Here is a 19169-nt window from a genome sequence, read left to right on the forward strand (position 1 = left end):
GGCCAGAGTTATATACAACATTTCAGGAATTTGCGACGCACACTACAACCTTACCGAAATTGTTGCCTCGCAACAAACCGATCAGGCCTTGCGGAGCCTGCTCCAGGCCATCCAGGACATCTTCGAAAACCTTGATCTTGCCCTCCGCAACCCAGGCCGACATGTCGCGGGCGAAGTCTTCATAGCGGGTTTCGTAGTGATCGAGGATGACCATGCCTTGCATCAGGATGCGCTTTTGCAGGATGGTCGACATCACTTTGGGCAAGCGGTCTTCGCCGTGCAACGCACCATTCTGATTGTATTGGGCGATCACTCCAATCACCGGAACGCGGGCGCCGATGTTCAATAGAGGCAACACTGCATCGAATACGGCTCCGCCCACGTTCTCGAAGTAGACGTCGATACCGTCCGGCGCCGCCTCGGCCAGCTTTTGCGCCAGTTGCGGGTCATGACGGTCCAGGGCGACGTCGAAACCCAGTTCCTCACGCGCAAACGCCACCTTGTCGGCGCCGCCGGCAATGCCGATCACGCGCGCGCCTTTCAGTTTGGCCAGTTGGCCGACGATGGAGCCCACCGCGCCGGTCGCTGCCGCCACCACCACCGTTTCGCCCGGCTTGGGCTGGCCGATTTCCAGCAGGCCGACATAGGCGGTGAAGGCGGGCATGCCCAGGCCGCCCAGCGCCAGCGACGGCCGTTTCATGTCGCCCAGCGCGCGCAGGTCGCTGCCATCGGACAGCGCGTAATCCTGCCAGCCGGCGTTGCCAAGCACGATCTCGCCTGCTTTGAAACCGGGATGGCGCGATGCCACCACGCGATTGACGGTGCCGCCCACCATCGTAGCGCCCAGCTCCACGCGCGGCGCGTAGGCTGGCGGGACTTCGTCCATCAGGTTTCGCATGTACGGGTCGAGCGACAGGTAGAGGGTGCGCAGCAGGACCTGGCCTTCGCCCGGCTCCGGCAGCGGCCCTTCTTCGAGGCGGAAGTCAGCCGGCACAGGCTCGCCTTGGGGGCGCGAGGCCAGGACAACGCGGCGGTTGGTGGTGGTGGCAGTCATTTGATGCTCCTTTCAGTATTAGACCAGTCGTCTAGTTTTTTAAGAACCGCGGGAGGCCTCCGTCACGTTCCCGCCGGTTCACGCTTGCTGCGTTTGGTTCAGTACTTGCTGCGTTCCCGCCATGGCCGTATCAAGCGGCGCGCGGTCATGGTTGATCTTGGCGAGCAGGCTCGCGCCCACCCAGCTCTGATACAGGGCTACAGCCAGCACTTTGGCGTCCAGGCCTTGCGGCAACGAACCGTCCGCCATGCCGCGTTCAATGCATTGCGCCAGCCGCATGGTGATGCCGCTGACGCCGCGATGCAGCGATGCGCGCAGGGCTTCAGACAAATCGCTCACTTCCGCGCCCAGCTTGACGGCCAGGCACTGGCTGGATTCACCCAACTGGCATTCGCGCCAGTCCTCGAAGTAATTCAGCAGGCCTGCGCGCCCGGTGGCCCCCTGCGCCAGCAAATCGTCGATGCGCGCCAGGGTCCGCTCGAAATAGCTGTCGATGACAGCCGCTCCAAAGACCTCCTTGGAGCCGAAGTAATGATAGAACGAGCCTTTCGGCACCCTGGCGGCGCCCAGCAGTTCTGTCAGCCCGACGCCGTTAAAACCCTTGTGCATGAAGAGCGGCATTGCCGCATCGATAATGCCCTGGCGAACGTCGGCGTAATTGGTAGAAGTCATGAACTACAGTCTAGACCGCATTAGACCAGTCGTCTACAAATATTTTTGACCCAAGTCATGTCGAGGTCGGACAGGCCCGTGGCACCATGCACTCATGAAGATCCGCAAAACATTCCTGGCCGCGATGCTGGCCATGCCGGTGCTGGCAATGGCTGCCGCGCCTGTCGTCAACGTCTACAAGAGCGCGACGTGCGGCTGTTGCGAAGCGTGGGTCAAGCATTTGCGCGACAGCGGCTTCAAGGTCGAGGCGCACAACGTCGCCAACCCTTCCGACATGCGCGAGAAGATGGGCATTCCTGACCGCTTCGGCTCCTGCCATACGGCGGTGGTGGATGGCTATGCGATAGAAGGCCATGTGCCGGCACCGGACATCAAGCGCCTGCTGGCATCAAGGCCAAAGGCGAAGGGCTTGGCTGCGCCGGGCATGCCGCTGGGCTCACCTGGCATGGAGGGGCCGCGCAAGGACGCTTACGACGTGCTGCTCGTGCTACCCGATGGCTCGTCCAGGGTCTACCAGCACTACAACTAGAGTGCAAGCAGCAGCAAGACGACACCGGCCACCGCCAACAGTGCGTGGCCGACCATGACGGCGCTCGGTATCAGCGTTCCCTGCTGGTGACGGCCCAGGTTCATCCACACGCCGCCAGCCGCAGCCAGCAATAACGCCAGCAAGCCAAGCTGCGCCAAACCCGGCACGTGCGAGAAGATCGTCACGTACGCCAGCAGCGTCACGCCTGCTGCGGCGATAAAGCCGTGCAGCATGGCGATCCAGTGCGGTGGATTGGCCTTTTTCCCCAGGCGGATCAGCGCCATGACGATGCCGCCGGCAGCGGCAACACCGAACAGCACGCAGGCAACAAATAGTATTGTTTGGGTATCCATGCGGGCATTCTGCGCCCCTGCCTATAGCCGTTCGGTGCGCTGGCCCACGCACGGCAGCGCATTGCCGCCTGTGCCTCCGCAGGTACTATACTGTCGGCCCTGCGCCGGAAAATAAGGCGCAGGGCAAGACAATCTTTACCTCGTGCAAAAAAATGGAAGCAAAGCCTGAACTTCGCAGCCTTGCGCTGCATTGCCTGGTCGAACCCGATCCCGCTGCAAAAGTGGCTGCCGTCGCCGCCATGGCCGCAGCCTGGGCCGGCGGCGCACTGGCACTCGATGCCGAGTCCACGCTAAGCGCGCCGGATGCGCAGATTCCCGGCCGCCCTGCGCGCCCTGAACTGGTGGCGCCGCGCCTGGTGGGCCGCCGTTCCATGGCGACCGTGGAGGGACGGGCCATGCTGGTGCACGCGCTGGCGCATATCGAGTTCAACGCCGTCAACCTGGCGCTGGATGCGATGTGGCGCTTCCCCGCGATGCCGGAACAGTTTTATACCGACTGGCTGCGCGTGGCGAAGGAAGAGGCCTATCACTTTTCGCTGCTGTCGACCCATCTCCTTACGCTTGGTTGCGCCTACGGCGACTACAGCGCGCACGGCAGCCTGTGGGAAATGGTGGAGAAGACCACCGGTGACGTGATGGCACGCATGGCCCTAGTGCCGCGCACGCTGGAAGCGCGCGGCCTCGATGCCATTCCACCGCTGCGTGTCAAGCTGGCGCAGGCCGGCGACGAGGCGGCGGCCGCCATCCTCGACATCATCCTGCGCGACGAAATCGGCCATGTGGAAATCGGCAACCGCTGGTACTGGCACCTGTGCGGCCTGCGTGGAATTGACCCGATAACGACCTACGACCAACTGGTGGTAAAGTACAAGGCCACCGTACGCGGCCCGTTCAACATGGAAGCACGCCGCAAGGCAGGCTTCAGCGAGGAGGAGCTGCGCGCGCTACCTGACCAATGACAGGAGCCCCTATGCCGCGCCTGAACTTCATCATTGCAACCATCCTACTGGCGGCCAGTGCCGCACCAGCGATCGCCGGCCCGAAAGGCTGGACTGCCTTGAATGCCAGCCGCACATACGCGGCGATTCCCGTCGCCAGCGACGACACTGTCAATCCCTTGCGCGGCTATTATCGCTGGCAGAACCAGGAGCTGGTCCCGCAGTCGGCGCCGGCCAGGGACGCCTACCGCCGCTATTACTGGAAAGACCTGGAAACCGCCGAAGGCCAGTACAACTTCAGCGCCATCCTGAACGACCTTGCCTTGGCAAGGAGCCAGGGCCGCAAGTTCGCCTTCCGCCTGCGCATGATGGCGGGCTATGACGACAACGTGGTCTATGCCCCGGCCTACATCGTCAACAACGCCAATTGCCAGGCAGGCTGCGGCTTCTGGGCCGACACCGATACCACGGTCCCCGGCCAGACCTTCATCCCCGACTGGAACGACCCGTGGCTGCAACAGCGCTCACGCGCCCTGCTCGCCGCGCTGGCCAGCGCATTAGGCCCGAACAATCCGGACCTCGCATGGATCGACGTGGGCATGTACGGCCAGTACGGCGAATGGGCACTGCGCTCCAGCGCCTACGCCAACCCACCGGCCGGTATCACGCCTGCGACCGATGCCAGCAAACGCGAATATGCGAAGATGCATTTCGAGGCATTCCCCAACCAGCAGCACGTAATGTTCATCCCCTACTCCAGCAAGGATGCGCTGACCTTCGGCCTGCTGGAACAAACCATCACGAGCCGGCCGGTAGGCTTGCGCGCGGATTGCCTGAGCCGCTGCGGTTATTTCGACCAGTGGACCAACCGTCCCGCCGAATGGGCGGCCTTTGCGGCTCAATGGCAGAAGGCGCCGTTCGTGTCCGAATTCTGCCCGTTCAGCAGCGGCGACCCGCAGAACAATCCCGCCACGGCACGCCAGCAGGCCGCCGCCTTGCATATCACGCTGTTCAGCAACGGAAATTTCGAGACCAGCCGGCCGGATGCCGAGCGCTGGGGTGCGCTCACGGCAGCCGAACAGAATGACTTGCTGATGATGGCGCGCGAATCAGGCTATCGCTACGCCGTCGCCAGCAGCACCGTCAACCTCACTGCCGGCGGCGCGCTGACGCTGACAACGACGCTGCGCAACGACGGCAGCGCACCGGCCTACGAAACGTGGCTGGTGAAAGCGGAACTGGTGAATGCTTCCGGCACGGTGGTGTGGACGGGACAGACTTCCACCCAGCTGAAGTCCCTTCTGGGCGGCGGCGCCAGTGCCAGCTACCAGGACAACTGGACGCTACCGGCACTACCGACGGGCGACTACCTCTTGCGGCTGGCAGCGCGCGATACCAGCGCCTCGCCGCGCGCGCCCTTGAAATGGACCATCGGCGAACGCGCCGGCGACGGCACGCTGGCGGTGGCAACACTGCGCCGCCGTTAAGCGTCAGGCGGTCGGCAGCCAGCGCGGCTTGGTGTCCGTGTGCAGCTCACGCTGCACCGGGCCATCATATTCAGGCTCCATGGTGCCAAGCGTGATAGCGATACGGTCCGGCGACTGCGTGCTGCGCCAGGTCAGGGTCGAACCGCACACCTTGCAGAAACCGCGCCGTCCATGGTCGGACGAATGGAATTCCGTTACCAGCTCGGCGCCCTTTTCGAAACTGAAGCCAGAGCTGGCGACATTGGCATACGTGCCCGATGCGGCGCCGTGCTGCTTCTGGCACATGGTGCAATAACAGTGGCTCGCACTGTGCACCGAATTTTTCTCAGCCTTGTATTCGACACCGCCGCAAAGGCAGCTACCGCGCAGATATTCCGTCATGCTTAGTCTCCTTTGGAGGAATGTCGGGAATGATAATATATCCAGGCACCCAAGGGAGACGCACATGACGACCGAAGCCATGCCTTTCCGCACTCTGCTCTACCGCTTCATCTTCTTCGACTGGCTGTTCAAGGATGTCAGCGCGGCACGCAACGTGATCGAGCGCCACGCCGCCCTGCAGCACAACAAGTACATGAGCCGTTACCTGCCGATTTATTTCCGGCGCTGGACCGTCATGGCGACCTTTGACTTTGGGCTGGGCTGCCTGTTCGAACGCGCGCTGCAGGCCACCGTGCTGTCAGCTTATTTCTTCACCTGGTCGTGCGTGACAGTGGCCGGGATGGTGGTGATTGCCGCCGCCTGGATCTTCCTGACCTTCGGACGCCTGAGTTGACGCAAAATTGAGCAGCCAGATTATTCTCATTAGAATCATGGCTTTAGCAGACGGAGGGATTCCTTGTTAACAGACTTTTCCACAGAAACCGTTAACAACTCCTTGCAGCGCCGCCTCGACCGTTTCGAGCTGTTCGACAGCATGGACAGCCCCGCGCTGAACCTGACCTTCGTACTGGAGTTGCCGGATTTCCGGCCTTGGTGCAAAGAGCAAGGCCTGCCGCCCTTCCACGTGATGCTGTGCGCCGTGCTGCGCTCCGTGCTGAAGGTGGAAAATTTCCGCTACCGCATCCTGGACGGCAAAGTGATTCGCATCGAGCGCCTGACACCGTCCTTCACCGTTAAGAACCAGCATGACGACTTGAACTTCGCCCAGTTCGAATGGTCGGACGACCTGCGCGAGTTCGTAGCACGCGGCCTGGCAGCACGCGAACAGGCATCGAATATGGAAGCACTGAATCGCAAATACCGCAGCATGACGCCGCGCGAAGCAAAGGAGCAGGTATTCGTCACCTGCATACCGTGGCTGAACTTCACGTCAATCCAGCATCCCACCGCCGTGCTGGCGCAGCCGGATATTCCATCGTTCGCATGGGGCAAATTCCGGGATGCTGGCGCCGGGCGCCTTGAGCTGCCATTCTCGGTTCAAGCGCATCATGGTTTCGTCGACGGCTATCACATTCACCAGTTCGCCGAACAGGTAGCCACCGAACTCACCGCAATCATGCAGGCCTAGGCCAGGCGGATGTCGCGTGCGCCTGCTGCAGCCAAGCGCGCCAGCAAATCTTCCAGCGCCTGTACAGGCGCCGAACCAAGATCCAGTTCGACCGCGACCATGGCGCCTTCCGGCCGCGGATCGCTCGCAAAATGGACTACGCCGAACAGCCCCTCTTCATTCAGCCGATTGGCATCCTCCGCATCGAACCAATCCATGAACCACGGCGCCAGCACCGCGCCGACCTGCTGCGGAACCAGGCCGCCAATACGCAAGGCGACGTCGTCCCACACAAAAGGCGCGACATAGACAATGGCTGGAGGAAGCGGCAAGGTGTGCACGCTGAACTGCATGCGCGTGTGCGAGTCGACCGCAAGCAACTTGCCCGCCTGCGAGCCCCGCCTTGGAACCAGGTCGGCCCTCATTGGCAGCTCGTACTCGCCATCGAGCGCAAGGCTGCCGTCGTCGCGACGCAGTGCCGCTTCCACATGGGCGCTCGCGGACGATGCAACCGCATCGGCGAACGTGGCGGCATAGGCCATGCGAATGACCGAGAAAAGTTCCGTCATCGGTTTAGAGCACGCTTGGCAGGGTGATGTAGACGAGCCCGGACAACAACAGGAGCGAAGCGCATGCGACGAGACGATTGAGCGACTGCTCCCAGGCGTGATCGCGAGTTCGTGCCATGCGCACATCGGCTGCAGCCTGGATGCGCTTGAACTCTTCGTCCGTCACTGCGGTAGCGACGATGTGCATGGGGTTGTGAAGCAGCTCGACAGCATCATCATATTGGTGTGCGAGCCAGATGCAAAGTACCCGTCCTTCTTTCGACGGTTTGGAAGGCTCGAATACCGGGATGCCTGCACGGGACAAACGATCCCATGCATCTTCGTATTCGAGCTCGCAAGTTGTGACAAAGACCTGACGCATAGCGCGGTATGGTAACCGCCAAGGGGGCCTTAGAAACTCTCAGAATTTCACTTATCAAATAATTTTATTTGATGGCGCACGCTTGACCTTAGCGAAGCCGAACAGTGACGCCGGCTTCGCGCCATTGACTTCCTCCCCTACCTTGGCCTGCGGCCACCGCTTACGCGGAAAGGAAGGAGATTCCTTCTGCACTATCGCCGGCACGCAGGCCGTTTCAAGCACAAAGGTGGGTTCCTGCTGATGACGGCCCTGTTGCACCGTTCACAACACAGGCGAACCGGGCGTCATCCCGCCCTTCGCTACACATCATCGCCGCCCCGCGACGCAATATATTGATTGCGCCGACTACGTCGGCGTGGTTTTCGTAGCCGCACCCAATGCAACTGAACACCGCTTGCGTACGCCGATTCTCCGGCGACACAACGCCACAAGCGGGGCAAGTCTGGCTCGTATGATGTGGCGGCACTGCTATCAGCTCGCCACCTCTCCACGCCAGTTTATATGCCAACTGTCGCCGGAACTCGAACCACCCCTGGTCGAGTATGGCCTTGTTCAGGCCGGACTTGGCACGCACATGCTTGCCAGGAGCTGCGCAAGTTCCCGCCGCAGACTTCGTCATATTGCGTACCCGCAGCTCTTCCACCACCACGACCGCGTGGTTATTGCAAATCGTTGTTGTGGCTTTATGCAGGTAATCACGGCGCACATTGGCAATGCGCGCATGGACACGCTGAACGCGTGCTTTCGCCTTGCTCCAGTTCCGGCTGTATTTGACCTTGCGGGCCATTGACTGCTGCGCCTTGCGCAGCGCGATTTCATGCCGTCGGAAACTATTGATCGGTTCCAGATGCCCGCCGTCCGATAGCGTTGCAAAGCGCACGATGCCCATGTCGATACCAACCGGGCTGCCGATGGCCGAGACCGGCTCGTCCATGCGTTCCGTCTGGATCGACACCGCCCAGCGCCCTGCGCGAAGGCTAACGGTAATGTTGCGGACGGTACCAAGCACTGGGCGGCTGTTGCGGTAACGCAGCCAACCCAACTTGGGCAGGAACAGGCGATTGTTGCCCTGTTCGAGTTTGATTTGCTGGGGATCGGGATAATGGAAACTTTCTCGCCTGCCCTTCTTTTTAAAGCACGGGAAACCCGCCCGCTTGGCGAAAAAATTGGCAAAAGCGCGATCCAGGTTCTTCAGCGCCTGTTGCAGGGGATGGGTTGGCGCTTCCTTCAGCCATGGGGTGTCCGGATCGTGGCGCCACGTTGTCAGCAACCTGCACAGAGCGGGGTAACCCAAATATTTGTCGCCGCCTTCGAAGCGCCTTTTCTGCACTTCCAGCGCTTTGTTAAACACGAACCGGCATGCGCCTGCGAAACACTGCAGCGACCTACGCTGTTGCTCACTGGGAATCAACTCAAACTGGAAGGCTTGCAAGCGCATAATACTGTTATTATATACAGTACTCAAGATTGGTGCGCTCAGTTGGACGCCTTCGGCGTCCGCGCTCTTGACCTCGGCCTGAAGGCTGAGGCTTGCCGCGCTTTAGGTCAATCACTTGCAGGTAAACGTTGCAATACCGCTGTAGCTAGTCTTGTTCTCGTTCGCCACGACCACGTTATAGATCGCAATGACGTTCACTGCACCGTTGCCCGCATCACCGACTGCAACCATGCCACCATTGCCGGTGCCGCCCAACCCACCCGAGATGTAAGTGGCATTGCCGGTCTTGACCGTGCCTGACAGATTGACCGTACCGCTGGCGCCAGCACCGGTGGTGGTGATCATTAACGACACATTGGCGCCAGCCCCATCAAAAGTAACGCTTGCGCTGCCGGTAGACGTACCAAAGTAGTCCGTGGACCGTACGGTTCCTCCAGAATAACCCGGTTTGGTGAATTTGCCGGAATTGCAGGTCATGCTGCCATTCGTTGGGAGGGTCTCGAGGCTGTTGTAAACAGAGTAGTGAAACGCGTCAAAAGAATCGCCGGTCATCGTCCAGGTGCTGCTGGAAAATTTGGCCGTGCCGACACTCCAACGACCTTGAGCGAAGCTCGCGTTACCAGAAATATCCTGGGTTGCAATTGTCGTTCCGGTCAGAGTGGTGCTTCCCATGACCGTCACTGCCCCATCACTTGTCTGCGTTAAAGGTGATGCAATTCCGCTCATCTGACCCAAGCGGCCAGTCATCAGGAATCGTGGCTTTGCTCCGGCAACGAAAGGCGCGTCGACAGAGCCCGAATTGGCCGGCTTACTTTCGGCTGGTGGCGGATTGACTGGGGCAGGCGGATTGGTTACGGAAGCCGAGCTACCGCCGGCACCTGGAGCCGCAGCGGAAGTACCATCACCGCCGCCACCTCCACAACCAACCAGCGTAAATGCCGAGACTACTGCCAACGAAAGAAATTTAATGTTCATGTTCTTCTTCAAAAAACTACGCAACTATCCAAATCCGATCCATGAGATGCGTAGATACCTCATGAAACCAGCTTTCCTCGAGTGAGATTCAGTCTCCAATGCGCGAACCCAAAGGGCGTGACTAAGCCTCGCTGGACTCGCGCGTTCTTTTTAATTGAGGGGTACATTGATGAGCCCACCGACCGGGTGGAGGATCTGCGTAAGACGTCGGCCGCTATGCCGACCCGCAGGATGTGCGGGGAACTAAGCTTCCAGAGTTACAGCGACTACGAAATCAAAGGGTTCACCTACTGGCAATTGACTGACCGAGCATGCGGCCACGCAATTACATATTGACACCAATAATTTCATCAATGCATTTTTTACAGTTGTGAAGTATAGCGGTGCATCGCCCCAAAATCAATTGTCCGGCTTACATTCCCTTAAGCTTTTAGAACAAATAGCCCAACATTTGAACGAGCTTGCCGTCATTTAGTGACATTTGGTGAGAATATCTCTTGCTCAAGCACATGATCGCCGCAAGAGATGCGTTGACCTATTGGCATTTTCCATTGGAGTCAGATGCTAGGCATTTGGTGGAGCCAAAGAATTCTGGCCTATCGTCACGCCAAACCAATGCAGGCCAAGCGCCGCAGGAAGCGAGGCGCGGCCTGTATTGTTGACTGGCTTTCGAATACGGCGACGATGCCGCTATTTGCAGTTTCGGCAAGAACAGCCGCCGAGGTGGCGCACCGACCATATTGATTGGAATCTACACAACATGGGTCAGAAAAAGCGCGCCCCTTGCAGACACCGGCTCGTATCAGCCGGCGCCCATGAAAATCACTCCTCACTTCAAAGAAAACGGACTATTCCCACGGCTCGCTTCACTTATGGTCATTTGGAGAAGAATCACGACACTGGGCACAACTGGGATTGACCAGGTCAGTCATCCAGCCAGTCGCGCATAGCCGACTTTTCGGTGCCGAATTGATAATCCCCTTGCGCCGCGACAAAGGCGTCTTCCGCTACCTTGTTTAAGTTTACTTCTGAGAAAGCGGACAATTTTAAACGATTCACTTCGCTTATTGAACATTTGCACAGGACCACACTATTGTTCATTGGGCTCGGATGAGTTCGTCGCATCGAAGTATCGTGATCTTACTCGATCTAAATTCGCCAAAATTCTGCTTTCTTCACTTGGGAATTCGAGCAGATAAGCGCGACATAATAATTCAATCAGGTAGACATAGTCAGCAATCGGCAAAATTGAGCTTTCGTACTCACCAATAACGAATACGACCCCATCAAATTCGTCCGGATGATCTAAATCCTCTTCGAGAACGAACTCTAACCCCTCATGCACTCGAGTTCCAACGCCTTGAGCAGCAGAGGACAGCATTTCATTAAATGAAATACGCTGCTCGATCAACATCGTTTTAATCAAGTAAAAGAAGTCCTTGCCCGCAAAGCCCATCTCGTCAAATGAGGTTACGAGTTTCACCAGCCAATCTATTGTTCTAACATCAATCATTGCTTACCCGCGCGGGAGTCGTGATAGAGTCTATCTCCCAAATGTGTCCTCTTCGTCATCCCAGAAGTTTCCAGGTGGAGAATATTGTCCGTTTTCTAATATAGGACACCAGCCAAACCGTGCATAAAAGAGCGCGAGATTGACAATCTTATAAATATTGGGCTGCACTTCCTCCAATGTAATAGTTCCATTCTCATAATGGGTGTATTGCACTCCGCCTCCAGCCATGGCCCGCGCTTCTAGCAAATCCCGGTCCCAGCCTTGTACCAAACCAATTACCTCCGGTAGCGGGTGAGAAATGATAACTTCGGGGTACCTCGAAAAACTACCTCAGCCATGGCATGATGTCAGCGCATCAAACTTGACGACACTGCCATGATGAAACCCAACCTGTTTGCCGCTCAGGAGCGCGAAGCCAAGCTGACGAAGCTGGGCGACGCGCTGCAAGTACTGGAGCGGCATGTCGACTTCGCGGCGCTGGCCGACGCAGTCGATGAAGCAGCGCCACGGCCCGGCCGCGAGCGCGGCGGACGACCACCGTTTCCTACCGAGGTGATGGTGCGGATTCTGTTGATCCAGCACCTGTTCAACCTCTCGGACGAGCAGATGGAATTCCAGTTGCTTGACCGGCTCAGTTTCCAGCGCTTCGCCGGCCTGCGCGACTCCAGCCAGATCCCCGATCGCACCACGATCTGGACTTTCAAAGAGCGCCTGATCAAGGCCGGCGCCAGCGAAAGCGTGTTCGACGCCGTCAACCGGCAACTGGCCCGGCATGGCTACATCGCCCGAGGCGGCCAGATGATTGACGCCTCCATCGTCCAGGCGCCGAAACAATCGCTGAACAAGGAAGAAAAATCCCTCGTCGTGGACCAGAACGCCATGCCAGCCGACTGGTCGCCGCCGAAGCGACGTCAGAAAGACCTGGATGCGCGCTGGACCAAAAAGCACGGCAAATCCTATTTCGGCTACAAGCTGTCGGCGAACGTGGACAAGCGTTGCAAGCTGATCCGAAAAATCAAGATCAGCACCGCCAGCGAGCACGACACGCTGCATTTTGAAGACGTGCTCGATCCGGCCAATACCAGCCGGGATATCTATGCCGACAAAGGCTACGTCAATCACAAGCGCGAAGAGCGGCTTACCGGTGAGGGCTACCGCATGCACATCCAGCGCAAAGGCAACAAGGACAAACCGCTGTCCGAGGCTCAGCAGCGCCGCAACCGGCGCATCGCCAGCCCGCGCGCCCGCGTCGAGCATGTCTTTGCCGGCATGGCGCAGCTGGGCGGCAAGATGCTGCGCTCGATCGGTCTGGCACGCGCCACGCTGCAACTGAACTGGAAGGCCGCCGCGTACAACCTGCGTCGCCTTTGTTACCTGAAGGAGGCGAAGATTTCGGCGTTTTGACGCCCGAGGTCCGTCTGAACCGTCCCAAAAGGCGGATTCGGACAGAAAAATGGCCATGAAAATGGCGGCGATCATGGCGCGGCCGCTTTGTAGGCAGCTATTTTTTCGGTGTCACCGCTCAAACTGCCAGTAAATCGAGGTTCCCTTCGAATTCTCGGCCAACTCGACAAATACACGGAATTTTTTCTTGTTGTACCATTGCCGCACTGACCAGATTTTTAGGAAAATTGATATGTAAATAAAGGCTCAATTGGCTTCTTAGGTACGATGACCTCTCCTGTAACGTTTTATGCAAAAATCTCGGCCAGGCTATCATAACGGCTTCCGTGAGGTCACGATTTGCCACCTCAGATTTTCCCGCTTTCGTCGCTATCGCGTCAACGACCACAGAATGGGAAAAGTCCGCACATGATGTGCATTCGGCCACATGCACATTTGGACGGCGTGACGCCGGACGAGGTTTGACAAGGGATAGACCCTCATCGACGAATGCCAATGCGCGTGGAGTGGTTCGAGGCGTGGGATGACCTGCTGATTGGGTTTCGAATACGCCGACGCGAATCCGGCACCAGCGCATCAAGGCTAGCTGGCCTGCTGACTGGGTTTCGAATACGCCGACGGTGATGCAGGTCGCAGTTTCGACGAGTAGCGGCGCCGTCCACAGTCGCAGGGGTGGCGGCCGTCCATATCACTTAAACCCATAGGAAACGCACAAAAACCGAGCAAAATGAAGTGGCGCGAGTCTCGGGACACCGGCTCGCATCAGCCGGCGTCCACGAGAATCGCGCCTTATTTCTGAGAAAACGGAATATTCCTCTGGCCCGCTTCCCTTATTGATCATTTGGACAGGACACCGCAATCACCATGGGAAATCGGGAATAATTTTACAAAACATTCCCACCGAATTAAGAATGGCTTTTATTCGCTTAACTTCGACTGCACTCCCACGAAATACCGCGGGAGTAGGCTCCTGCAGCAATTTTCTGGCTGCCAAAGAGTTTGAGCCAGTTACTTCCGCAACGACTTTAATATGCGAATGATTTTTGTAATCGCCGTTAATTGCAAAGACATCATATTGGGTGCGGTCCAACTTAATTCCTGCAATATTAGTTGTGACGACCGACCAGTCACATCTAGTGCAAAACAAACCCTGCATACTCCCCTCATGCCGAGCAACCATCTTGCCCCCACACTTCTCACAAATTGCTTGAAATTCGTTGCTCATTTGCTCTTCTCTGGCCTAAATGTCTTGAATGTACCTTGCTTACTCAAGTCCGGTTGATTAAAGAATGGCGACTTGGGATCAGGCGACACACGTGGCGCTACAACCATCTTCCCGTTACCATACGCCCAAACCAAATCCGTTGGGGCCTCGATTGCTTTCCCCCATTTTGTTTGCCATATTTTGCGCAAAACCTGTACTGCATGCTCCAGTCTCGCAAGATAATAGACGAATCGGCTGACCATTATAGCCCGGGGCGCTCTCAATAAGTTTCGAAGCAACGCGATGATCAACTACAACGGGACCATTTGCAGTCATAATCTCAATCTGATGTGTACTCCCGTGAGCAATGACATCAAATTTTCCATTCGGATCAATATCGAGCCGCTTCGAAGCGTTCTTAAGAAACTGATCTTCTCCCCCCATAAAGCTCACCGGACCTGGAACCGCGTCATTCCCCCCACCTGCGAGCTTCGCTTCTTCTATTGCGTGTTTCTCCCCTACGCTGGAAGCCGCCGCAATTTCCCTGCTGGCACCACCTTTGATGCCAGCGGCGCCTTCGTAGCCCAGTGCTTTTCCGACACCCGTCCACAGCTTACCAAACGCAGAAAGCGTACCATCAAGTACTTTGCCACCAAGAAGCGTTTCCTCGACTATGTAGTCCTTCTTTGCAGAACCATTAATTACACCAAAGTCTTCAAGTCGCTGCGCGTCCCGGGCCTGCCTCTGCGGAAATAGTGGATCAGGCTCGCCAGACATGACGGCTTCAGCATACTTATCTGCTCGCTCAGCCTTCGTCGCAGAGAAATAAGTGAGTGGCTTCCCGTCTTCGCCAATGATCGGCTTGCCGTTTGCTAACATTGGCTGGCCTTCATACCTTGCCAACATCTGCCGTGCTTCTTTTAGGGTTTTAACATAATCAGCAAAGCTCCCCATGGCCCCTTCGCTGGTTGGCTTTTGCGAAGCCTTCTGTAGGGCAAGCACATAATCTGCGTTCTTCTGAGCCTCCTCATCATCGACCATCCCCTTGGCGACGCGCTCTAATGCGTCACCATATTTGAGGGTCATCAGGCTTTCGCACTGTTTTACGCCACGGCACTCTTCCTTGGCTTTCTCTGCAGCCAGCTTTTTGATCAGGGGATTCTCTGTGTACCAGTGCAAGCGTCGATTGAAGGTATCGACTGCCTCAGCAGCTTGCCCGCCTTGTGCCGCCGCCAGGATTGAGCCGACGTCCGCAGTTTGATTCATCACATTACCTGCTACTGCGCCCGAGACCATGCCACCAACGACTGCGCCAGTCTGTTGGAAAGCATTGACAAACGCTTTGCGTGCGTCATCTTTCAATCCGAGCCTATCGGCTTCTGCATTGCCAAAATCTGCAGCGAGCTGCTGCCCTAAATTGCCGCCGACAACACCGGCCGCACTTTCGAGTGCGCCTGTGTTACCACTTGTTAGGCCTCCCAGCAGACCTTGGGTTGCGGCATGCAGCGCAACGCGATAGACACCGTTCTCGTCCCATTTCGCAACCAAGGCGTCGGCCTCTAGAGCTTTGGCTTCGTACTCGGCAACAGCGTCCAAGTTGTTGCTGAGCAGAGCATCTTGGGCCTTCTTGAGATAATCTCTTCTATCGTCTGCGGCCTTTTCCGCTAGCTCACTGCCGATATCGCCCACTGTTTTGGCGACTGTAGGCGCAATGGCATTAGCTGTGATTTGGCCGCCGCCCTGCCCCGCCATTACCCCGGTCAAGATGCCAACGCCGGCATTCAGTGCGCGACTGTAAATTCCACCCGAGCCCCAATCCTTCAGAGTTTGTTGCGCCTCTTCGCTTGCTTTGGTAGCAGCCAACTTCTGTTCGTCCGTGCTTTTCGGATCTTTCAGCGTCTCTTGCGCTGCCTTTTCAGCCTTCGCCGCACCGAGCGCGATATCACCCACAATCTGCTTGCCGGTCGCAATAACAGTGCCTGCCGCGGCCGACATCGCCTGCTGATCCTTCAGGAGCTTCTGCAAGTCAGGCAACTTGTCGAGTGCGGTGTTGGCCTTGCTCGCATCGGTATTAATGCCCAGGTCCTTGACCGAATTGGTCGTCACGCCACCAATGGTGATCTTGCCGTCGGTGACGGTGGCATAAGTGGTCGAGCTGTCGCTGCCCTTCTCCACCATCGGTAATCCTGGCGCGACGTTACCGTCCTTGGCCGTGCCGAAGGCCTGAGTCTGCTGGCTTACCGGCAGGATCTTGCCATCTTCACCCCTGAGCAACTTGCTGCCGCCGCCAGTGCCACCAGCCACGCTGACGTTGCTGGCCGAGTAGGTCATCTTGTTTTCGATATTGGACGTGGTCAGCTTGTTGGTCGTCAAATCGGAGGCGGCTGCATTGGTGCTGGCGATGGCGCCGCCTTTCAGGTCGATCGTATCGGCCTTGACGTGGTAGCCGCCGTCGCCTGCGAACAGGCCCGATTGCTGGCCAACGCCGGCGTAGGTGCCTTTGCCGTTTTGCTGAGACACGTTGCCCGAAGCACTCCACGCGTTGCCGATCGCGACCTGCACGCGTACACCAACGTTGGTCTGCTTGCTGTCGAACGCACTGGTGTCCTGCAGGCTTTCCACTGCCAGCTTGCCGCCAACGTCGGTGTTGATGGTGTTGGCTGTGGCCGTTGCGCCTTTCAGCGTGGTGTCGCCCTTGCTGCGAATGTTGATCGTGTCGGCTTTGAGCTCGGTATTGTTGTTGATCGTGCTGTCGTTCTTGTTGTGGCCCTTGCCCATGTTGGCCGCGGCGTAGACGTACACGCCGGTCTGTGCGCCAACCTGGAAGCCAACACCCGCCTCAACACCGGAGCTCTTGTTCTTGCCGTCGCTGTGCAGCGTGCTTTGGCTGGCGTCGAGCACGATGTTCTGTGCTGCGTCAAGGCTCAGGGTCTTGCCGGCATTGAGCGTGGCGCCGGTGGCGTGGATGTCGCCGCCGGTGGCCGTCAGGTTGACGTTGCGGCCGCCATTGATGGTGCTGCCCTGCGCAGTGCTGTCGTTGCCGTTGCTGGAATTGCTGCTGCTGGCGAAGCCGATGCCGGCCTCGCCCTTGACCAGGATGCCGCTGCCGGCGCCACCCCTCAGGCTTTCGATCGCGCTGTAGGCCTGGTAGCCGTTGGCGGCGGCCGCCATGCGCTGCATCTCTTTCAGGCGGCCGTCGGATTTGCGCGCTGCTTCCACGTTGTTGGCCAGGTCAATCAACGGGGAGCTGATGCGGGCGAAGGTGCCGATCTTCAGGTCGCTGTTCGATTCCTGGTGGCTGCCGGTGTTTTGCAGCGCCGTGATGTCGATCGACTTGGCGGTGATGTTGACGTCATTGCCGGCCAGGACGTTGCTCGAGGCCTGGGTGTACTTCTTCCCTGCGCTCAGGTTCACGTCGCCGTTCAGGCTGGAGACGTTGGACGCCACCTGGGTCACCTGGTCGCTGTTGTCCTTGTGCTTTTCGTTGTGGTAGCCGGAGAAGCGCTCGGTGTCGGAAATGGCGACCTTGCCGATGGCCTTGTTGTCGCTCTGGTTGGCGTTGTGCAGCGTGTCCTGCGCGCTGGTGATGGTCAGGTCGCGTGCGGCGTTGATCGACAGGTTGCCGTCCGAGACCACGCTGGCGCCGGTCAGCGCGATGTCGCCGGTCTGCGTGGCCATGGTGGTGCTGCCGCCCACCGACAGCTTGGTGCCGGTCACGGTGTCGGTGGCGCCGTTGCCTTTGCCGTTGTTGTTGTTGTTGAGCGAACCAATCACCTGCGTCGAGCGCGTGTCAATACTGAAGCCCGACTTCTTCGTGTCCTGCGACCTGCTTTCCGTGTTGTGGGCCACGTCGAACTTGATGCTGTCCTTGGCCAGGATCAGGGCGTTGCCTTCGGCGCTGATCTGGGCGCCCTGGCTGGTGATCGAGCCGTCGGTAGCGAGGATCGTCAGGTCCTTGCCGGCAAGGAGGCTGCTGGTGCGCGCTTCGCTGGTGGCGTGGTTTTGCGTGCTGTTGGTCTTCTTCGTGCCGAACTGGGTGTTGACAACCGCCAGCGCAGCCGCGGCGCCTTCCGCCGCACCTTCCGCCTTGGCGAATTCCTTGCCGACGAAACTGCCGGACTTGGAGTTTTCGGTGCTGGTCTTGTAGGCATCCTTGAAGGCAGCCAGCGGGTTGACTGTGAAGCCTACGCCGAAGCCGGAGGATTTGCCTTGGGTATTAGCCTGGCTTTGCATGGTGTTCTGCGCTGCGGCCAGGTCGACGTTCTTGCCGATCAGGGTCAGGTTTCCTTGGCGGCGATGTCGGAGGCGACCACTTGCAGCGTTTCGCCGGATTTGAGCTTGACGCTGCCGTCCAGCGCGCCGATGCTGGAGGCGTGCTGCCTTGCCGCCTCCGCGTCCAGCGAGGCTTTGGTCGTGGCAAGATCGCGCCTTTCCGATCTCGAAGTTCTGCAATGGATCTGCTTCTTGCGATTGCTCTGTCCTTGAACCTGGCACAATTGATTACAGGCTGGCATTTCCTTTGGATTCCAATGCTCGCTGTTCAGCGTCCAGAGAGTGTTGGCCGCTGCCACCGTCGAATCAAACCTGCACAGTCCAATCGACGCAAACCGCAATGGGTAGTGGACGCCATCATTCGCCTGAAAGCCTTGCAGCCAAAGGCCAGCAACCGCGTGATGGCAGCCCAGTTCAACAGGCTCTATGCGGCTTCGCGTCGCATGACCGTCTCCAGCTCCTACGTTCATTACACCGTGCGAGATAATCAGTTGGCCATTCTGCGAAAGCGCCGCGAGATCAAAGCGCAGATCCCTTCTGGCCAGCCCTGCAATGCGATCTGGGGCATCGATATGAGCGGCAAAGTCGACGTAGCAGGCACGCTGCACATGATGTTCGGCATTCTCGATCACGGCAGCAGGAAGGCACTGGCATTGGTCGCCCTCCCTAACAAAACATCGTGGACTTTGCTCGGCCATCTCTGCCTCGCAATTGGGCGCTATGGCAAGCCGCGCGCGATTCGCAGTGACAACGAGCGCGTCTTTACTTCGGGCGTATTTCAACTGGGACTACGCATCGCTGGCATCCGTCATCAGCGCATCAAGCCTGGCTGTCCTTGGCAGAACGGGGCGCGACGCCAGACGAGGTTTGGCAAGGGATAGATCCGCATCGACGAACGCCAATGCGCGTCG

19 protein-coding genes are annotated in these 19169 nt (G+C 58.3%); 7 read left to right on the top strand and 12 right to left on the bottom strand.

Features of this window, described 5'->3' with window-relative positions:
• Nucleotides 1–22: 22 nt before the first annotated feature.
• Complete coding sequence (locus tag ACN9MZ_RS19185) at nucleotides 23–1054, bottom strand: NADP-dependent oxidoreductase (protein ID WP_426338550.1); 1032 nt, start codon at nucleotides 1052–1054, stop codon at nucleotides 23–25.
• A gap of 78 nt (nucleotides 1055–1132) precedes the next feature.
• On the bottom strand, nucleotides 1133–1726 hold the full coding sequence (locus tag ACN9MZ_RS19190; RefSeq protein WP_426338551.1) for a TetR/AcrR family transcriptional regulator: 594 nt from the start codon (nucleotides 1724–1726) through the stop codon (nucleotides 1133–1135).
• A 94-nt stretch (nucleotides 1727–1820) separates the two neighbouring features.
• On the opposite strand from ACN9MZ_RS19190, the gene ACN9MZ_RS19195 reads away from it, so the two are divergent.
• Nucleotides 1821–2255 carry a DUF411 domain-containing protein gene (locus tag ACN9MZ_RS19195; RefSeq protein ID WP_426338552.1) on the top strand — a complete coding sequence of 145 codons (435 nt, stop codon included), beginning with the start codon at nucleotides 1821–1823 and terminating at the stop codon, nucleotides 2253–2255.
• Here ACN9MZ_RS19195 and ACN9MZ_RS19200 read toward each other — a convergent pair.
• Nucleotides 2252–2608 (bottom strand): hypothetical protein, encoded by a 357-nt coding sequence (locus ACN9MZ_RS19200; RefSeq protein ID WP_426338553.1) that lies wholly within the window; start codon nucleotides 2606–2608, stop codon nucleotides 2252–2254. The genes ACN9MZ_RS19195 and ACN9MZ_RS19200 overlap by 4 nt on opposite strands.
• Nucleotides 2609–2760: 152 nt before the next feature.
• Between ACN9MZ_RS19200 and ACN9MZ_RS19205 the strand changes: the two genes are divergently transcribed.
• Together ACN9MZ_RS19205 and ACN9MZ_RS19210 are read left to right on the top strand one after the other, a co-directional pair.
• Nucleotides 2761–3567: a ferritin-like domain-containing protein gene (locus tag ACN9MZ_RS19205; protein WP_426338554.1), complete on the top strand. Its 807-nt coding sequence runs from the start codon at nucleotides 2761–2763 to the stop codon at nucleotides 3565–3567.
• An 11-nt stretch (nucleotides 3568–3578) separates the two neighbouring features.
• Entirely contained in the window at nucleotides 3579–5033 is a 1455-nt protein-coding gene (locus ACN9MZ_RS19210; RefSeq protein WP_426338555.1) for a DUF4832 domain-containing protein, read from the top strand.
• A 3-nt stretch (nucleotides 5034–5036) separates the two neighbouring features.
• Here the strand turns inward: ACN9MZ_RS19210 and ACN9MZ_RS19215 are convergent, their stop codons facing one another.
• The gene (locus ACN9MZ_RS19215; RefSeq protein WP_426338556.1) at nucleotides 5037–5414 is read right to left on the bottom strand and encodes a GFA family protein; all 378 of its coding nucleotides are present in this window, start codon (nucleotides 5412–5414) and stop codon (nucleotides 5037–5039) included.
• Nucleotides 5415–5478: 64 nt separating this feature from the next.
• Here ACN9MZ_RS19215 and ACN9MZ_RS19220 point away from each other — a divergent pair, with 64 nt between their 5' ends.
• The gene (locus ACN9MZ_RS19220) at nucleotides 5479–5808 is read left to right on the top strand and encodes a hypothetical protein (protein ID WP_426162269.1); all 330 of its coding nucleotides are present in this window, start codon (nucleotides 5479–5481) and stop codon (nucleotides 5806–5808) included.
• A gap of 63 nt (nucleotides 5809–5871) precedes the next feature.
• Nucleotides 5872–6543 carry a CatA-like O-acetyltransferase gene (locus ACN9MZ_RS19225; RefSeq protein WP_426338557.1) on the top strand — a complete coding sequence of 224 codons (672 nt, stop codon included), beginning with the start codon at nucleotides 5872–5874 and terminating at the stop codon, nucleotides 6541–6543.
• Here ACN9MZ_RS19225 and ACN9MZ_RS19230 read toward each other — a convergent pair.
• The 5 genes from ACN9MZ_RS19230 to ACN9MZ_RS19250 form a co-directional block, all read right to left on the bottom strand.
• Nucleotides 6540–7091, bottom strand: a complete 552-nt coding sequence (locus ACN9MZ_RS19230) for a hypothetical protein (RefSeq protein ID WP_426338558.1) — start codon at nucleotides 7089–7091, stop codon at nucleotides 6540–6542. The two genes, ACN9MZ_RS19225 and ACN9MZ_RS19230, sit on opposite strands and share 4 nt — an antisense overlap.
• A 4-nt stretch (nucleotides 7092–7095) precedes the next feature.
• The gene (locus ACN9MZ_RS19235; RefSeq protein ID WP_426338559.1) at nucleotides 7096–7452 is read right to left on the bottom strand and encodes a hypothetical protein; all 357 of its coding nucleotides are present in this window, start codon (nucleotides 7450–7452) and stop codon (nucleotides 7096–7098) included.
• Nucleotides 7453–7666: 214 nt separating this feature from the next.
• Nucleotides 7667–8893 carry an RNA-guided endonuclease InsQ/TnpB family protein gene (locus ACN9MZ_RS19240; RefSeq protein ID WP_426342933.1) on the bottom strand — a complete coding sequence of 409 codons (1227 nt, stop codon included), beginning with the start codon at nucleotides 8891–8893 and terminating at the stop codon, nucleotides 7667–7669.
• A 108-nt stretch (nucleotides 8894–9001) separates the two neighbouring features.
• On the bottom strand, nucleotides 9002–9865 hold the full coding sequence (locus ACN9MZ_RS19245) for a hypothetical protein (protein WP_426338560.1): 864 nt from the start codon (nucleotides 9863–9865) through the stop codon (nucleotides 9002–9004).
• Between the two features lie 1090 nt (nucleotides 9866–10955).
• Nucleotides 10956–11348 (bottom strand): hypothetical protein, encoded by a 393-nt coding sequence (locus tag ACN9MZ_RS19250; RefSeq protein WP_426338561.1) that lies wholly within the window; start codon nucleotides 11346–11348, stop codon nucleotides 10956–10958.
• A 405-nt stretch (nucleotides 11349–11753) separates the two neighbouring features.
• Between ACN9MZ_RS19250 and ACN9MZ_RS19255 the strand changes: the two genes are divergently transcribed.
• Entirely contained in the window at nucleotides 11754–12782 is a 1029-nt protein-coding gene (locus ACN9MZ_RS19255) for an IS5 family transposase (RefSeq protein ID WP_426338225.1), read from the top strand.
• A gap of 859 nt (nucleotides 12783–13641) precedes the next feature.
• On the opposite strand, the gene ACN9MZ_RS19260 is transcribed toward ACN9MZ_RS19255, so the two are convergent.
• From ACN9MZ_RS19260 to ACN9MZ_RS19270, 3 genes are all read right to left on the bottom strand, one after another.
• On the bottom strand, nucleotides 13642–14007 hold the full coding sequence (locus tag ACN9MZ_RS19260; protein WP_426338562.1) for a hypothetical protein: 366 nt from the start codon (nucleotides 14005–14007) through the stop codon (nucleotides 13642–13644).
• A gap of 114 nt (nucleotides 14008–14121) precedes the next feature.
• Nucleotides 14122–18219: a hemagglutinin repeat-containing protein gene (locus ACN9MZ_RS19265; protein ID WP_426338563.1), complete on the bottom strand. Its 4098-nt coding sequence runs from the start codon at nucleotides 18217–18219 to the stop codon at nucleotides 14122–14124.
• A gap of 44 nt (nucleotides 18220–18263) precedes the next feature.
• Nucleotides 18264–18557 (bottom strand): hypothetical protein, encoded by a 294-nt coding sequence (locus ACN9MZ_RS19270; RefSeq protein ID WP_426338564.1) that lies wholly within the window; start codon nucleotides 18555–18557, stop codon nucleotides 18264–18266.
• Between the two features lie 48 nt (nucleotides 18558–18605).
• Between ACN9MZ_RS19270 and ACN9MZ_RS19275 the strand changes: the two genes are divergently transcribed.
• Nucleotides 18606–19139 (top strand): hypothetical protein, encoded by a 534-nt coding sequence (locus ACN9MZ_RS19275; protein WP_426338565.1) that lies wholly within the window; start codon nucleotides 18606–18608, stop codon nucleotides 19137–19139.
• Nucleotides 19140–19169: the final 30 nt, after the last annotated feature.

The sequence above is a fragment of the Pseudoduganella sp. S-14 genome (assembly GCF_049913285.1).
GTDB lineage: Bacteria > Pseudomonadota > Gammaproteobacteria > Burkholderiales > Burkholderiaceae_D > Rugamonas.

What these genes read in the sequence shown, in the direction of transcription:
- ACN9MZ_RS19185 (WP_426338550.1), bottom strand. Translation starts at nt 1,054, where the DNA reads ATGACTGCCACCACCACCAACCGCCGCGTTGTCCTGGCCTCGCGCCCC.
- ACN9MZ_RS19190 (WP_426338551.1), bottom strand. Translation starts at nt 1,726, where the DNA reads ATGACTTCTACCAATTACGCCGACGTTCGCCAGGGCATTATCGATGCG.
- ACN9MZ_RS19195 (WP_426338552.1), top strand. Translation starts at nt 1,821, where the DNA reads ATGAAGATCCGCAAAACATTCCTGGCCGCGATGCTGGCCATGCCGGTG.
- ACN9MZ_RS19200 (WP_426338553.1), bottom strand. Translation starts at nt 2,608, where the DNA reads ATGGATACCCAAACAATACTATTTGTTGCCTGCGTGCTGTTCGGTGTT.
- ACN9MZ_RS19205 (WP_426338554.1), top strand. Translation starts at nt 2,761, where the DNA reads ATGGAAGCAAAGCCTGAACTTCGCAGCCTTGCGCTGCATTGCCTGGTC.
- ACN9MZ_RS19210 (WP_426338555.1), top strand. Translation starts at nt 3,579, where the DNA reads ATGCCGCGCCTGAACTTCATCATTGCAACCATCCTACTGGCGGCCAGT.
- ACN9MZ_RS19215 (WP_426338556.1), bottom strand. Translation starts at nt 5,414, where the DNA reads ATGACGGAATATCTGCGCGGTAGCTGCCTTTGCGGCGGTGTCGAATAC.
- ACN9MZ_RS19220 (WP_426162269.1), top strand. Translation starts at nt 5,479, where the DNA reads ATGACGACCGAAGCCATGCCTTTCCGCACTCTGCTCTACCGCTTCATC.
- ACN9MZ_RS19230 (WP_426338558.1), bottom strand. Translation starts at nt 7,091, where the DNA reads ATGACGGAACTTTTCTCGGTCATTCGCATGGCCTATGCCGCCACGTTC.
- ACN9MZ_RS19235 (WP_426338559.1), bottom strand. Translation starts at nt 7,452, where the DNA reads ATGCGTCAGGTCTTTGTCACAACTTGCGAGCTCGAATACGAAGATGCA.
- ACN9MZ_RS19245 (WP_426338560.1), bottom strand. Translation starts at nt 9,865, where the DNA reads ATGAACATTAAATTTCTTTCGTTGGCAGTAGTCTCGGCATTTACGCTG.
- ACN9MZ_RS19255 (WP_426338225.1), top strand. Translation starts at nt 11,754, where the DNA reads ATGATGAAACCCAACCTGTTTGCCGCTCAGGAGCGCGAAGCCAAGCTG.
- ACN9MZ_RS19260 (WP_426338562.1), bottom strand. Translation starts at nt 14,007, where the DNA reads ATGAGCAACGAATTTCAAGCAATTTGTGAGAAGTGTGGGGGCAAGATG.
- ACN9MZ_RS19265 (WP_426338563.1), bottom strand. Translation starts at nt 18,219, where the DNA reads ATGCAAAGCCAGGCTAATACCCAAGGCAAATCCTCCGGCTTCGGCGTA.